This window comes from Amazonocrinis nigriterrae CENA67, assembly GCF_016056305.1.
Lineage (GTDB): Bacteria > Cyanobacteriota > Cyanobacteriia > Cyanobacteriales > Nostocaceae > Amazonocrinis > Amazonocrinis nigriterrae.
Window position 1 is genome coordinate 146,692 of record NZ_JAECZC010000007.1, and the last position, 15,598, is coordinate 162,289.

Here is a 15,598-nt window from a genome sequence, read left to right on the forward strand (position 1 = left end):
CTAATATAACTAACTATCAATTACATGAGTTTTGGCTCTTGGCGGGATAACGGTAAAATCTTAATTAAAATTGGGAATTGGGAATGGGGAACTCGGGGCCCCCACGACCGAAGGGAGTGGGGATTAGGGGCAATTGGGAATGGGGAATTGGGAAAAAGAAGTTGGAAACAACTTCTCCCTCATCTGCCTCATCTCCCTCATCTCCCCACTCCCTACTCACCCAAGGCATAACCGACGCCAACCACGGTTTGAATGAGGCGCTTTTCGTTAATGGCTTCTAGTTTTAGGCACAAGTTACGAATGTAAACTTCGATAACGTTGATATCGCCTATGAAGTCGTTACTCCAGACTTCTTTTAAAATGCGATCGCAGGTAATTACTTGTTGTGGATGGGCAAGTAAATATTCCAGTAAATCAAACTCGTTGGTTGTTAAATTTATTAACCGCTTGCCTCGGTACACTTGGCGTGTACGACGATTTAAACTCAGGTCTGCAAACTCTAAAATCTCTGCGGTATCTGCTGTTGAAGTTCTTCGCAGGTGGATGCGGACTTTGGCTAATAATTCTTCACTACTGAAGGGTTTAACTACATAATCATCAGCACCAATATCCAAACCTGCAACGCGATCGCTCACTTCATCTTTAGCAGTTAATAGAATTATCGGCACTCTATTGCCCGTACTTCGCAAGCGGCGGTAAATTTCTGAGCTTGATAAGCCAGGCAACATCCAATCCAAAATGATTAAATCTAGGCGCAACTTCTGCGCTGCGGTAAGCCCAGTTAATCCATCGTAGGCGACGCTGACCTGATAGCCTTCATAATTGAGTTCTAATTCTATAAATCGCGCCAGTTTGACTTCATCTTCAATCAGTAAGATGTGCGTCATAGATGATTATGATAATTTCAGCAGGGTATAGTAATCAATAACACAGACTAAGAACTCTTGAGAGAGTACCAGCTACTAAATAGCCAGTCATCTAATTAGATTTCCGTTAGCTTAGTATACATTTAACTAGCCAATAATCGTCAGTCTGTAATTACCGATCGCTGCTGCCTCAAACATCATCTCATACCAATTTGAAAAATGATTGCGGCTGAAGGTTCCACACAACCCAGACACAGAAAGCGATTCCTAATCTCAAATCCAAAATGGTATCACTTTAGCAATAAGCTGTCACATCTTCGCCACATTCATCTGCAAGATAACAAAGCGCTTTGAAACGCAGAGTTACTATTTGCTCGTAGAGGGGATTTAATTTACACATTGCGGGAATGTGAAATAGTTTACGACCAAACAGCTTGACATCTCGTTCAAACGGACATTGAGCAGGTATAGTTTTGCACAATAAATGGGCTAATTTGGCGCTATGAATTTCTATTCCTTCTAACCACTGGCGGATTGGGTGTAGTAGGTCGTTGTGTAAGCAGACTTGAGTAAAGCTTGTCATAATTCCTCACCTTAAGAATTTCAAACTTAATTAGGTTTATGAGGTTTGAACCTCTACCTATACATACAGTTGGGTTTTAAAGTTTTATGCAGGGATAGCAGATTTTTCGCTTCTCTAGAAAAATAGGGTTTGTGTATCTGTGAATCTCTCAGAACATTATTTAACTACACATTCAAGGCATTGCATTCCAGATAATTCGTCTTGGCGAATGCATAGCTGTTGTGCCAAACGCTAGGCTAGATATGTCAGATTGCAAAGCTCTAATTGCTGGCTCTGGTCAAAATTAACTCACTTCTTGGAGGCGCGGCTACAACTTTAGGATTATCGGCTGCGAAAACTGATGACAGATAACTTTCTTAGTAGCAAAAAACTACTTTTTGACACCTGGGCACCAAGCTATGATTGGCTGTTTCCTTCGGTGATTTACCAAGCTATCCACAAACGATTGCTACAATACGTTGATTTACCAGAACAAGCAAATGTACTTGACATCGGCTGTGGTACAGGACGCTTACTTGAGCGCTTGGCAACTCAATTTCCCGACTTGCGTGGCACTGGGTTAGACTTGTCTCCTAACATGTTGCAGGTGGCAAGACTTAGCAACCATCATCATCCGCGTTTAATTTTTGTTGAGGGTAAAGCTGAGTCTCTTCCCTTTGCTGAAGGTCAATTTGATGCTGTTTTCAGCAGCATCAGCTTTTTACACTATTTAGAACCTAAACAAGTGCTGAGTGAGGTGGCGCGGGTGCTTGTTCCTGGTGGACGCTTTTACTTAGTTGACATTAGTACCAAAGTAGAGAGACTACCTCAAATGCTCCAAATTTCCCCCTTTGGAATTAGGCTCTACAGCCCTAACCAACGTGAGCTTCTTGGCTCTTCTGCTGGGTTATTGGTTTTAAATCACCACTATTTACTAGGGCCTGTCTTGCTGACGATTTTTGCTAAACCTTTGTGAGGTTAACAGACAACCTAGCAGTTATCAACTGCTTAGACGACAAAGTATAAAAATAGCTCTTTCCCAACTCCCAACTCCCTAATTTCAAGCACATAAACCAAAAATTCCCTGTGTTGTTCTACAAATTTGCAGTATTATCTCGATACTGCATGAACACTACAGGAACTCCAAGCAGCTTTTTGGCTAAGTGAGAAAATCTAAATTTAGGCAGGAGCGATCGCGGCAAGTCTTCAAAAGATATTGCCACAAAACCAAAGCGATTGTAAAATCGCGCTAGTCGCTGACCCAGACATTCCAGATACAGTGGTTTAGTTGCTGTATTGATCAGATGCTGTGTGAGAAAGCTACCCAAACCCCTACCTCTCCAAGCTCGTGCAACAACTAAACTGCCGAGTTCTTGTGCGCTTGAGAAGTTACGCAGTTGTCCACAAGCTACCAAATCTCCATTACATTCAATCACCCAAAATTGTTGCCAACGTAATTGAGTTGGTTCAAGTTTAGCTGACAACACCAACCATCGAATCGGGCAATTATCAAAAGACGTTGCCCTACGGAGGACACACCCAGATGGTAAAGAGAAATCAACCTGTTTCATTTATTTTGTGCATTTATCCCAGCAGATATAAGTAGTACTAAACAATACTTCAGATAGAGGGATCAATCAGCGATCACTAGATTCTAGATAGATGTCCTGGCACTCACAATGTTTTTAATATAATCCCAAGACTAAATTAAAGGAGTATAGTGATGGCTGAAGAAAAAACAACTAAAAAACAAGAAACTAATTCCACTGTTTCTACTTCTGGTGACTACGAAACCCCTATCGACGAGAATGTTCGCAAAACAGGTGTAGATGACAAAAGTGATGCTAAAGCAAGTGCTACACCAGAAGCACCAGAAAATGATACTGTACCTGGCAGCCCCAATCAAGGAACTGAGTCACGTTAATACTGTTGAACTCTCCCAAGTTTAAATCATATCATTGCGTCTTTTTGTCATAGACTTGTTCTAGTATATTTTGAGTGAATAATTGTGAAACAAAACACAATTGTTCACTCTTTTTTGTTCGTGGCTAAATCGTATTAGAGGAAGAGGATAAGAGCGATCGCCAGTATTATCCTTTTTATAAACTGGCGTAGGCAAAAGTACTATTGAATTTGCGACACCAGATAGCGACAGATTTGTATTCTGCCAACTTGAGATTACCAGGTAAGGCATAGCGTTGAGTGCCGCTTGTTTTTTGTAGGGGAGCAATATTCACATAATCTTTTTCTTTAATGCCAGTTAATGGGGGTGCATCAGAACGATGCAGAATCACAAATAAGTCGGGGCCTTTACCAGTTTTGAATTTTTGATCAAACACCAAGTAGCGTTTTCCTTGTTCAGTGATAACCTTGGCTGTTCCTTGAGCCGGGTATTCGCGAGCTTTAAAGTTTCCAGACTCAGCCACAGATGCAGGGGTTGGGGCCTGAGTCTGTGTCTGATTGATGGTAACTTCTTTTGTACAGCTTGTAGTAAGGGTAGCAACAATAACAATACCAAAAATGACTGAATGCTTAAACTTCATAGCTTTGATATCTTCAAATTCATAAGTCAGGAGTCAGGAGTCAGTTGTCAGGAGTTTGGAGTTAAGAGTTTGCAGTTAAGAATTTTCCTTCATCCTCCTCATCTCCCTCATCTCCCTCATTGCCCCATCCCCCCATCCCCCCATATCTTTCACCATCCCCAACTACCGGGGATACCTTTGAATGGCCCAACAATATCACTGGTTATCCAACCGCCGTAGAAGTTGCCTGGTTGCGGTTGCGCCTTTTCCTCATTTACATAGCAGACATCCATTATATGAGCATAAAAAGCTACATAATCTTTGATACTTGCAAAGGCTGGTGTGGGGTTGGGATAAAACCAAGCAGCATTTTGTACTTGTTTATCACCCACACGGATTGTATAGTAACCAGCATTTCCTTTCCACTCACAAAAACTAGATTGCGGTGTCCGCAGCAGATATTCCATTTTGATATCCGCAGGAGGAATATAGTAAACGGGTGGATGACTAGTTTCTAAAACACGTTTGGCGCTGTGGGTATCTGCAATTTTGACGCCATTAAAGATAATTTGGATATGTTTGCTGGTATCCTCAAGGCGAGGTGGACGGGGGTAATCCCAAACTGATTCTTGTCCAGGAGCGGGTTCGATGCGTTGGGGGTAGACCATAGTGAAGATGGGGGGATAGAGTGCAAGGGAGAATAATTGGGTTTAGCTTTTTACTTTACCGCAAATGCGATCGCATAGGGTCTTGACTTTAGATCCGCATCGGACACTTGAAAGCCAAAACACTTGTGATTTCAGCAGTTTGCAATTGCTTACCTAATATTTTGCACTTGCTGATTATATGGATTAATCGTGTGTGTAAAAATATTATTATTTTTATAAATCAACTGAGTGCTATTAAAATGGCGATCGAGTTTTAGAGCTAATGTTCCGAACTCATAAGCTGTTTGATAATCTCCTTGATTTGCCAAACTCATGCCATAAAGACAGTAAGCAAAACCAGAGGCTTGAGCATTGCCATATTTCAACGATAAATTAATCATGAGTTTTGTCTCTGGATTAATTAAAATATTGGCTGATTTTTAAATACCTTTAAATCCCATACCTTGTTGTATTTGAGTGACACTTGCTTGATCAAGCGCAACTGTGCGAGAAGTCTGAAGCTGAATACCAACTTGGCTGAGGAATATGCCAACTAAAATCAAGCTACTACCAATATATTGAGCTTGGGTAGGGGCTTCACCTAGTATTAAATACGCTGCGATTATGCCCACTATTGGGGTAAAAGAACCAGCTAAGGAAGCCACTGACACGGTAGAATGTCTGAAGCCTTTAAGCCAAAATAATTGGCCCAGCACAACAATTACAGCACTATAAACAAGCATCCACTGCCACAAAAAAGGTGAAAAAGCACCTGCAAAATGGTCGCTGCCATAGAGAACTAAAGCAATGAAGTAAAATATCACAGTTCCTAAAGCAGTACGAAATATGGTAAAAATTCCTAAAGGGATATGAGAAAGATATTCTTTGACAATAATTGTTGCAGCTACCGAAGCCACAGTTGCGATCGCTGTCAAAATTTCCCCAATACCCAATCTTAAACCCCCCATGTTAATCATAGGCGTTTCTGGAGTCTGAAGGATAATAGTTAGGGTAACACCGATAAATGCAGCGATCGCTCCCACAACTTGCCAACGATTTACTCGTTCTCTGAGTAACCAGACTGATAAAGCCATAGTCAGTGGCGGCTCTAAGCGTCCAACCAAAATAATATTATTAACCTCTGTTATTGCTAATGCCTGGAAAATTAAGCCAGGGACAAGCGCTCCCGATAAAATAGCTACTGCTGTCAGTGCAAACCAATCTTTTTGTGACAGTTGTCTCAAAGTCTTTTTGTTCCACTGTCGCCCATATATAGGTAACAAAATTACCAAGGAACAAAGATTACCTATGAATAAAACATTACACAAAGAAATCGGATTTTCACCATCTATCAAGTGTTGGGCACCGATTTGTGTCAGCTTGCGAGTAACTGCACTAGAGGCTCCAAAAATCAAGATTGCTAGCCAGAGATAGGTTTGACCTGGAATTTTATCGATGAGAGAATACCAATTTCTCAGTCTGGTCACAATAACACCACAGCAAAGAAATAATTTTTAAGCTAAAGCACATCTAAATTGCGCGCATCACCTGTAAAGGTCGTTGACTGATGACCGATGACAGTTATCAGTTATCAGTCATCAGTCAACACAATTAGATATGCAATCTTTTATGCACAACAGCTTACTATTTTCAACTTTGTTGATTAACTTAAGGTTAAATAAATCTGAGAAAATGCTGAGTCTTAACTGAATTTTCCTCAAGGATAAATTCAGACAATTCATAGACTGGTTTCATTTTAGCTTCAGTAGCAGGTGGGATGCTGTGGTTAGTCGAAAAACTGAGATTTCAGGAAAAACAAATGAAAGTTGCTTCTTCTGTGCTGACAAGTGTTGCTTTGGCTGGTCTATTGACTGTTTGGGACGTTCCACTTAAAGCTGTGAATCCTTCACTGGCGCAAGCATCAGCCGCAGAAATGAAAGATGTTACAGGTTTAACTGCTCAACAAAAAATTGATTTGTTGATCAAGCATAAAGGTCAATTTGGTAGTGGTGACGAGCTACGTCGTTACTTTTTTGGTGATCTAGAACCGCTTGCTGTTCAACCTGGTGGCGCAGGTATGGTAGTTAATCTTTATAACAAAGCTAATAATGTCACGTTTGCTTACTGTTCAACTTACGATGTAGTAGTTGCCGTTAAAAAAGGTAAAGTAACATCATTTGCTGCCAGCGAAGTTAAATAAGGGAATGGGGCATAGGGCATGGGGTATGGGGCATTGGGCATTATTTATTTCTTCCCCTGCACCCTTGCTCCCCTGTGCCCCTAATCCCCACTCCCTTTCGGTCGTGGGGGCCCCGAGTTCCCCTGCACCCCTGCATTCCTGCACTCCTGCTCAATAGCTGTCCATTTAGTGAAAGGGTATTAGATATGGAATTGAAAGATTTGGTCTTGGTGTTACATCCAGTGCTGGCTGTACTGGTAGTTTTTCCAACAATTGGTATCGTTGTTAACCGCGCTTGGCAAGTCCGTCAACGCCGATTAGAAATTTTAGCAACAGGTAAGAGCAAAATACCCCCCATTGTAGGACAAGAGCATGTTTCTTTGGGTCGCTGGCTGACGGCGGCGGTTGTAGGTATTATTTTAATCGCGTTCGCTAATGGTATTGTGGGTAATATTTTAGACAAAGAAGTTTGGATAAAAGCACCATTTCAGGTAATCTTGATCGGGTCATTGTTTGCGGGTGCGATCGCTTGTTTATATTTACTCTATCAGGCGAAGGATAAAAACTGGCGTGGGATATTTGCAACGCTGACGGGGATGATGTTAGTAATACTTGGATGTCAAGATGGTATCTATCGCAAAACTGAACAATGGTATGTTTCCCACTATTATTATGGGCTAATTGCTGCTTTGCTGATGATTTTTTCACTAGCGATTTTGCCAGATATTTATAAAGATAAAACTAATCGCTGGCGTCAGGTTCATATTATTGTTAATTTTATTGCCATCTTACTATTTCTAGGGCAAGGAATCACAGGAACTCAGGCATTGGTGGAAATTCCTCTCACTTGGCAAAAGCCCTATATCCAGATGCTTTATGAGCAAAATTGCGCTACTCAATCCTGTACAATTCAGCCAGTTTCTTCACCCAAAAACCATTAACTAATAAACTCAAATATATGTAAATTGCATAATTACTTTATCTTTGTCATTAGTCATTTGTATTTAATTAAGGTGTGTTAGCCTTTGGCATAACACACCTTAAATTATTGATGATATCCTAATTAAGATCTATTACACACCCTACTGATAAATCAACAAGAATAAATATAACTATATTAAGTGGAAAAATTCTGAAATTATTTACCAGTGACAACTGATAACTGACAACTTACACAAGTGAATTTAATTTTTTACCAACCTATTTATAACTAAAATAATGAAGCAAAATATAAAAAAATGGATAAATATAGACTTATTTTCATTACGGTTACGTCTGACAATTGGGATTGGTACATTTTCAGCTTTAATATTGGGTAGTCTCGCTGCATGGACTAGTTGGAAAATGCAACAGATTTTAATTGATAGTCATAAACGGAATATAGAAGAAATCGCTGAACGCTTGCCGCATGATGTACAACTTTATAGTGAAATGATGCAACCTGAAACTGGATTGCAAAAGGCTATTAATAATTTGGCAAATACTAATACATTATTATGGGTAAAAAATAGTGATAATCAAATATTGGGAAAATCTGCAACTCTAGATTTATTACCTAATTCTACGGTAACTGAGTTAATGTCACTCACTCAGATGCAGATTAAACCCCAAGTTTATCAAGTTAACCAAAGCTACTTTATTTTGAGTAGTACTTCTTTGCAAGTGCAAGATAAGTTGCTGGGTAAGCTATTTGTAGTGCAAGATATTACCCGTGAACAAACTACGTTTGCAGCAATGGTTCAAAGTTTGAGTATTGTCAGTTTTGTAGCAATTATTGTACTAGTAATTACAATCGCACTTTATATTAGGCGTTCTCTACAACCACTGCTGCGGCTGAGTCAGATGACTTCTGTTATTTCTATAGAAGATTTAGGACAAGCACAACTATATCTTGATAACGCACCCAGCGAAGTCAAAGAATTAGCTCAAACTTTAACTATGCTGTTATCGCGTCTCTCCCAATCTTGGCAGCAAGAACGAGAATTTGTCAGTAATGTTTCTCACGAGTTACGCACACCATTAACGATTGTACATGGTTACTTGCAAAGTGTTTTGCGGCGACAAAATAATCTAACAGAGGTTCAAGTAGAAGCTTTAGAAACTGCTGCATCACAAGCCGAACATACCATCCGGCTGCTACAAGATTTACTTGATTTAGCAAGAGCAGATAATGGTAGTTTACGCTTGCAGATAAAATTTTGTGTGCTAAATGATTTGGTTGAGGAAGTCGTTGTCATGGCGCAGAAGTATTGCGATCGCTCGATTACAATTGAGTCAGCAACTTATCCAATTCAGGCAAAAGCAGACTACAATCGCTTGAAACAAGTATTACTAAATTTGATTGATAATGCTGTTAAATATTCTGAAGATCATATGCCTGTAATTTTAAAGTTAAATCAGTTTGCTGATCACGCAGTTATTCAAGTTTGCGATCAAGGTTATGGTATTCCTTTACAACATCAAACACGCATTTTTGAGCGATTTTACCGTGTAGATGAATCTCGCAGTCATGCTACTGGAGGTAGTGGTTTAGGTTTATCGATTGTCAAAACACTTGTAGAGGGTATGGGAGGTAATGTATCTGTGCAATCAAAGTTAGGGGAAGGAAGTATATTTACAATCACTTTACAAGCATAGTTATACCATTTTGAATTTTGGATTTTAGATTTTGGATTTTGGATTGTAAAAGAGTTAATTAATCAGCTATGACAGCACATATCCTTTTGGTTGAAGATGAAGTCAAACTGGCGCGATTTCTGGAATTAGAACTTAGTAGCGAAGGTTACAAGATAAGTGTTGCACATAGTGGGATTGCTGCTTTGACCCTAGCAAGGGAGTTATCACCAGATTTAGCTATTCTTGATTGGATGTTGCCAGAATTGTCAGGCTTAGAAATTTGTCGCCGATTACGCGCTACTAATATTAATATACCAGTGATTTTATTGACAGCAAAAGATGAAGTTAGCGATCGCGTGGCTGGTTTAGATGCGGGTGCTGATGATTATGTGGTCAAACCATTTAGTATTGAGGAACTGCTAGCTAGAATCCGCGCACATCTACGCCGCACTCAAGAACCCGATCAAGATATTTTGCAGTTTGAAGACTTGAGTTTAAATCATCGTACTCGCCAGGTTTATCGAGGTAAGCGGGCAATTGAGTTAACAGCAAAAGAGTTTCACTTATTAGAGTATATGCTCTCCCACCCCCGTCAAGTGTTTACTAGAGATCAAATTCTAGAGAAAGTTTGGGGTTATGATTTTATGGGTGATTCCAATATTATCGAAGTTTATATCCGCTATCTGCGTCTCAAGCTGGAAGAAAATAACGAAAAACGCTTAATTCATACAGTACGTGGTGTGGGGTATGTGTTGCGAGAGTAGGAATACCCAATAATTCGTAATTCGTAATTCGTAATTCGTAATTAAGTAAACCTTAAATTGTAGGGGAGCCAGTGCGTTGCGGAGGTTCCCTCCGTTGTAGCAACTGGCGTTGCGTTATAGCAACGCTTAACGCACCAAGAAAGATTCTGAATTATGATTTTAACAACTGACAACTGACCACTGACAACTGACAACTATTAACGCACTTCTTTAAGACTCTCAACTTGTTTGGTAAACAGTTCGGTAAACAAACTCATAACAGTGCGTTCTTCACGTACTTTAATATTGGCACTGATTTCCATTCCTGACTGCAAGGTTATTGTTTTACCTTTTACATCCAGAAACTGCTTATTTAAACTAATTCTGGCAGGGAATCGATAGTAATTATGTGTTTGGTCTGGTGGTAACGCGTCTGATCCTACCTCAAGCACTTCGCCTTTGATATCACCAAACTCACTAAAGGGAAAGGTAGAAATTCTCACATCAACTTTCATACCTTTACGTACAAAACCAATATCTTTATTGGTAATAAAAACCTCACCTATATATTTATCATTAGGTACGATTTGCATCAGTTTTTCAGTGGTATTAGCCACAAAGCCTGGATTCTTGGCTTGCAAATCAAAAACTGTTCCTGCTACAGGAGCGTAAATTACTTGATATTTGAAATTCAATTCAGCTTGCGAAATTTTGCTATTAACATCTGCCAAATTCTGTTCATTCTCTAGCACAATTTTCATAAATTGGCTATCGATTTCGGCAATACGTTTTTTATTATCGCCTATCTTTTCCAAAATGGTTTTCCCAGAAACAGCGACAGTATTGTTTAACTCTTGTCGCCCTTTCTCAATATCAAACTGTAGGCGTTTCTTTTCTTCAACTAATTGTGCGACTTCTGCTGCCAGATTTTGTACTTGTTGTTGTTGGTTAAGATACTGAAGCTGAGAGATACCACCGTCTTTTGATAAAATTTTCAGTCTATCTAAAATCTGCTGCTGAATAGCCAAACTAGATTTAGTATCTTCCAGTTTATATTCAGTTTGAGCAAACTGTTTTTTAATTTTTTCTACTTCCAATTGTGCCGCAGCAGCACGAGAATTTAATTCTGCTTGAGAAACTTGCAGACGTTCTTGTTCATCTACTCCCAGTCCTACACCGTTAGTAGAGTTTTTCAATTCAGTACGTAATAATTCATTTTCTGCAACTAATGCTGCCCTACTTTTCAATAGAAAAGCAGCATCTCTGGGTAATCTATCGCGTAAAAATTCTGCTTCTGATGCAATGGCAGAACTAGCTCCCATCAGACGGCGATAAAGCTGGTTTTCTTCCAGTAAAGCAGCACGAATTTTCTTTAATGAATTTAATTGTGCGACAGTAGCAACGCTTTCAAAAGTTAACAGTAAATCACCTTGTTTGACAGTTTGTCCATCTTTGACAAAAATTTCTTTGACTACTCCACTAACAGGAGCTTGAACATCTTTAACTGTTCCTTCGGGCTTTAACTGACCAGTAGCAGGGACTACTTGCTCAATTTTGGCGAAACAAGCCCAGGTAATTCCAGCACAGGCTAACCCAATCAGAGTGATCATAATTGTGCGTGACCAAACTGGAGATTGGCGTAGGACAACAGATTGTTCAAAAATACTATCGTTTGGGTTAACTAAAGCTTTGTTAGCAGCGTGATTTGGAGATGGAACTAGTGAGGATTCTGTTTTTATGACCTTACCGTTGCCATTATCGTCATTGAGACGATTTCCATTCATTTGAGTCATAGCGATTTCATCTTTTAGTTGTTAGTTGTCAGTTGTCAGTTGTCAGTTGTCAGTTGTTAGTGATCAGTCATCAAACCATCTACAAATTTACTTCTTGTTGTTGATACAGGTAATAATAATGACCTTTTGCAGCCATTAGTTCTTGATGGCTTCCTTGTTCTATAATCCTGCCGCCGTCCATGACAACAATAACATCGGCATGGCTGACTGTGTTCAGACGATGGGTAATAAAAAATACTGTGTCTCCTTGAAATGCTCTAGCTAAATTCAGGCAGACTTGTCTTTCTGTGGGATAGTCTAAAGCGCTAGTTGCTTCGTCTAGAACTAACAGTTTTGGTCGTTGTAAAACAGAACGAGCGATCGCAATTCTCTGTCTTTGTCCACCGGAAAGTCCAGCACCGCGTTCTCCTACCCGCGTATTGTAACCGTTGGGCAAGCTCATGATAAACTCGTGGGCAGCTGCAACACGAGCGGCTTCAATAATTTCTTCTGTTGTGGCTTCTGGGTTCGTCAAAGCAATATTTTCTTGAACGGTGCCATCAAACAACAACGGTTCTTGGGGAACTACACCAATTTGTCGCCGCAGTGAATAAAGCTCCACTTTAGAAATATCGTAACCATCAATTAAAATCCTGCCGGATTCTACATCGTATAGCCTCAGCAGTAACTTCATCATGGTACTTTTACCTGAACCACTTTGTCCGACAATGCCGATAAAATTCCCCGCAGCAAAATCAATATTTACATTGTTAAGTTGCATAGGGCCACTAGATGCAAACCGGAAGGAAACATTTTCATATTTCACTGCTCCGACAATGGCGGGTAAAGGAATATTGTTGCGGTCTATTTCAGCTTCTTGTGGTGTATCGACAATATCACTCAATCGTTCCAAAGACAAAGCTGTTTCTTGGAAGCTTTGCCAAAGTTGAGCTAGGCGCAATATGGGGCTGGTGACGTAACCTGAGATAATTCTAAAAGCAATTAATTCCCCTAAAGTTAATTCGCCTTTGAGTACTAAATAAGCGCCTACCCACAAAACTAATAAACTGCTGAGTTTGTTGAGAAAGTTACTTGTAGAATTGGCGAGGGTAGAAGTCACAACGGTTTTAAAGCCAGCAGCTACATACCGTGCATAACGCTCTTGCCAGGAAAAGCGCGATCGCAATTCAATATTCTGCGCTTTCACCGTTTGAATTCCTGACATTACCTCAACTAAATAAGATTGGGTTTCGGAGTTGCGTTCGGCTTTCCTGCGTAACTGTCTGCTAACAGTAGGAGAAGCTATTAAAGTAATAATGATAAAAATTGGGATGGTTCCTAAACCTACCAAGGTGAGTTGCCAACTGTAAAACAACATCACGATAATATAAACCACTGAAAATACCGCATCTAACACTACTGTTAGTGCTGTCCCAGTGAGAAACTGCCGGATATTTTCTAATTCGTTGATGCGAGTGGCTAATTCACCTACAGGTCGGCGTTCAAAATAGCGTAGCGGTAGCCGTAGCATGTGGTCAATAATTTGCGACCCCAAACCCATATCAATCCGGTTAGTTGTATCGACAAATAAGTAAGTTCGTAATGTAGTGAGAATTGCTTCAAATACTCCAACTACTAATAGTAATAAACCCAAAACATTCAGGGTGCTAATACTATTTTGAACGATAACTTTATCGATAATTAATTGAATCACCAACGGGTTGGCTAGAGCTGCCAACTGTACAAAGAAAGAAGCAATAAATACTTCTATCAGAACTCGGCGATGGCGTGACAAATAGGGGAGAAACCACCGTAAACCGAAGCGTTCTTGAGGAGTTTGGTTGGTAGCTGCTAGCAGTAATACCCTAACTTGAGGCGGAAAATTGGCTTCATCAACCTCTAATCGTTCAAGTAATTGAGCAGGTTTACAGCGGATAATTCCTTGGGATGGTACAGCCACAACTACTTTATTCGCATCCGCTGCATATAAAACTGCATAACTATTACCATAACGAATCAGTGCCGGTGTAGGAATACGTGTGATTGCAGCTTGTGGTAAGTCTACTAACTGCGCCTTTAGTCCGATTAATTCTCCTAGGTAAGCACAAGCCTGGAATGATACATTACCTTGGCGTTTGAGTTGTTCATTTAAGATGCGACGAACCACTTCCCGACGAAACGGCATTTGTAAGTACTTCGCAACCATTTGGAAACAGGCGAAAGTGGCATTTAATTCGCCTTTTCCTCTAAAAAATGGGTAATTTTTGTCTTTTTGTTTACCTTGTGATGAATAGGTTGTTGATTGGGTAAATTCTTCATCAGATGCGTAGGGAATTTCCACTTCATCTATAACAGTTGGTTCGGCATCGTTGACAATTACTTCTACCGGTTGTAACTGATGATGATTATTATCTATAAATAATAAATCTGAGGGAATTAAACCAATTAAACGAGCCGGATTTGTTCCTTTAACTTCAATTACATTTTTGCCATCACTCAACTCTAAGGGAGAACCTGGAGGAAAATCTGTCACAGTTCCACCGCCACTGACAAACCAAATGCTGTCACTATCTAGTTGGTCAAATCGGGTTTTTCCAGGATTGAGGTAATGTACCTTGGCACCAGGTAAAGCTTTTTGTGTCAGTTCTTGGAGATTAATAGCGGCGTTAGCTTGCTTTTCCAACTGTAAACCCAGGATGTCGAAGACCTCTACCACATGAGCGCTGTTTTGTCGAGCATTGGCAAAAGCTGGGTAAGCAGAAAAAAGACGTAAATATTCGGCTGTACTCAAGGTTAAACATACCACTTCGTTGGAAGCGATCGCTGTCTCGCAAGCAACACCACGCAATAAACTAATTTCGCCGATAATTGACCCTGGTTGCAGCAACATTAAGGTAGTCGGAATTTGTGTTTGGGGATCGAATCCCAACAGCCGTACTTGACCTTCATAAATAATTGTTACTCGTTCGGGGATTGCTTCTTTACCAATAATTTTCTGACCTATACGATAGCGCCAAGCTTGTAGTTGGTTTGATAAATTGGTTATCACCTCAGCTGGTAATTGGTTAAACCCTTCTAAGGTAGATAGGAATTCTTGAAAGGTATTCTTGATATAAGTCATGCTTGCTTGAGACAAATATAATTCGTAATTTTTGAGTTGAAAAACCCTACCTCTAGGGGCAGCTTTTAATCAAGAGAGGTTAGAATCTCTATACTCTGAAGTTGTAGCAATTTTTGTAGGAAAACGATCACTATTCAATCTCTATTTGAGTTGGTGGTCAAACCTGTTGCGGTTGACTAGTAAATGATATTTTCACTAAAGTTAGGCAGAATAGACAGTAATTTCACGGATACAACCAATTGTTTACAGGCTAGTTGCGCTTGTACCTACGTACGCTGAATCTGTGCGATCGCTTGGTTGATAAATATATTTTTGCTTATAAAAACTTCGATTCGGCAAATACATAATAATAAATCCACTCGTTAAAGTTAATGTCAGTTACCACTAGGGGCTGTTACTGTTCACAAAATTATCACAACTTTTTGTTGAGATACACACTTAAGACAATATACTTAATATCATGTATTTTTTAATAGAAATTTAATACTTTTGCAATTTGCTTACTTTTACAGAACTAGCTCTTTCAAATAGGTAAAAATCCTCAAACAATTTACCGATTTGGGCTTTTTA

General features: G+C 39.8%; 15 protein-coding genes. 6 read left to right on the plus strand and 9 right to left on the minus strand.

Translation table 11 applies throughout. The features are described from left to right. Positions 1-212: 212 nt before the first annotated feature. Both I8748_RS05880 and I8748_RS05885 read right to left on the minus strand, forming a co-directional pair. On the minus strand, positions 213-887 hold the full coding sequence (locus tag I8748_RS05880) for a response regulator transcription factor (RefSeq protein WP_198123723.1): 675 nt from the start codon (positions 885-887) through the stop codon (positions 213-215). 274 nt (positions 888-1,161) lie between these two features. Continuing rightward, complete coding sequence (locus I8748_RS05885) at positions 1,162-1,449, minus strand: Mo-dependent nitrogenase C-terminal domain-containing protein (protein WP_198123724.1); 288 nt, start codon at positions 1,447-1,449, stop codon at positions 1,162-1,164. 340 nt (positions 1,450-1,789) lie between these two features. Between I8748_RS05885 and I8748_RS05890 the strand changes: the two genes are divergently transcribed. Next, positions 1,790-2,404 (plus strand): class I SAM-dependent methyltransferase, encoded by a 615-nt coding sequence (locus I8748_RS05890; RefSeq protein ID WP_198123725.1) that lies wholly within the window; start codon positions 1,790-1,792, stop codon positions 2,402-2,404. A 118-nt stretch (positions 2,405-2,522) separates the two neighbouring features. On the opposite strand, the gene I8748_RS05895 is transcribed toward I8748_RS05890, so the two are convergent. Continuing rightward, positions 2,523-2,999 (minus strand): GNAT family N-acetyltransferase, encoded by a 477-nt coding sequence (locus tag I8748_RS05895; RefSeq protein ID WP_198123726.1) that lies wholly within the window; start codon positions 2,997-2,999, stop codon positions 2,523-2,525. Positions 3,000-3,151: 152 nt separating this feature from the next. On the opposite strand from I8748_RS05895, the gene I8748_RS05900 reads away from it, so the two are divergent. Beyond that, positions 3,152-3,352: a hypothetical protein gene (locus tag I8748_RS05900; RefSeq protein ID WP_198123727.1), complete on the plus strand. Its 201-nt coding sequence runs from the start codon at positions 3,152-3,154 to the stop codon at positions 3,350-3,352. Between the two features lie 175 nt (positions 3,353-3,527). Here I8748_RS05900 and I8748_RS05905 read toward each other — a convergent pair whose 3' ends face one another. From I8748_RS05905 to I8748_RS05920, 4 genes are all read right to left on the minus strand, one after another. Then, the gene (locus tag I8748_RS05905; protein WP_198123728.1) at positions 3,528-3,971 is read right to left on the minus strand and encodes a DM13 domain-containing protein; all 444 of its coding nucleotides are present in this window, start codon (positions 3,969-3,971) and stop codon (positions 3,528-3,530) included. Positions 3,972-4,120: 149 nt separating this feature from the next. Then, positions 4,121-4,618: a DUF427 domain-containing protein gene (locus I8748_RS05910; protein ID WP_198123729.1), complete on the minus strand. Its 498-nt coding sequence runs from the start codon at positions 4,616-4,618 to the stop codon at positions 4,121-4,123. A gap of 149 nt (positions 4,619-4,767) precedes the next feature. Continuing rightward, complete coding sequence (locus I8748_RS05915; RefSeq protein ID WP_198123730.1) at positions 4,768-4,998, minus strand: hypothetical protein; 231 nt, start codon at positions 4,996-4,998, stop codon at positions 4,768-4,770. A 39-nt stretch (positions 4,999-5,037) separates the two neighbouring features. Further along, on the minus strand, positions 5,038-6,084 hold the full coding sequence (locus tag I8748_RS05920) for a DMT family transporter (protein WP_198123731.1): 1,047 nt from the start codon (positions 6,082-6,084) through the stop codon (positions 5,038-5,040). 332 nt (positions 6,085-6,416) lie between these two features. On the opposite strand from I8748_RS05920, the gene I8748_RS05925 reads away from it, so the two are divergent. From I8748_RS05925 to I8748_RS05940, 4 genes are all read left to right on the plus strand, one after another. Beyond that, entirely contained in the window at positions 6,417-6,797 is a 381-nt protein-coding gene (locus tag I8748_RS05925; protein WP_198123732.1) for a hypothetical protein, read from the plus strand. A 185-nt stretch (positions 6,798-6,982) separates the two neighbouring features. Beyond that, positions 6,983-7,717, plus strand: coding sequence for a DUF4079 domain-containing protein (locus I8748_RS05930; RefSeq protein ID WP_198123733.1), 735 nt, complete (start codon positions 6,983-6,985; stop codon positions 7,715-7,717). 277 nt (positions 7,718-7,994) lie between these two features. Next, a complete protein-coding gene (locus tag I8748_RS05935) occupies positions 7,995-9,413 on the plus strand; it encodes a sensor histidine kinase (protein WP_198123734.1) in 1,419 nt (472 codons plus the stop codon). 68 nt (positions 9,414-9,481) lie between these two features. After that, positions 9,482-10,156, plus strand: coding sequence for a response regulator transcription factor (locus I8748_RS05940; protein WP_198123735.1), 675 nt, complete (start codon positions 9,482-9,484; stop codon positions 10,154-10,156). Between the two features lie 197 nt (positions 10,157-10,353). Here the strand turns inward: I8748_RS05940 and I8748_RS05945 are convergent, their stop codons facing one another. Then, complete coding sequence (locus tag I8748_RS05945; RefSeq protein WP_198123736.1) at positions 10,354-11,928, minus strand: HlyD family efflux transporter periplasmic adaptor subunit; 1,575 nt, start codon at positions 11,926-11,928, stop codon at positions 10,354-10,356. Positions 11,929-12,007: 79 nt separating this feature from the next. Continuing rightward, on the minus strand, positions 12,008-15,028 hold the full coding sequence (locus I8748_RS05950; RefSeq protein ID WP_198123737.1) for a peptidase domain-containing ABC transporter: 3,021 nt from the start codon (positions 15,026-15,028) through the stop codon (positions 12,008-12,010). Positions 15,029-15,598 lie beyond the last annotated feature (570 nt).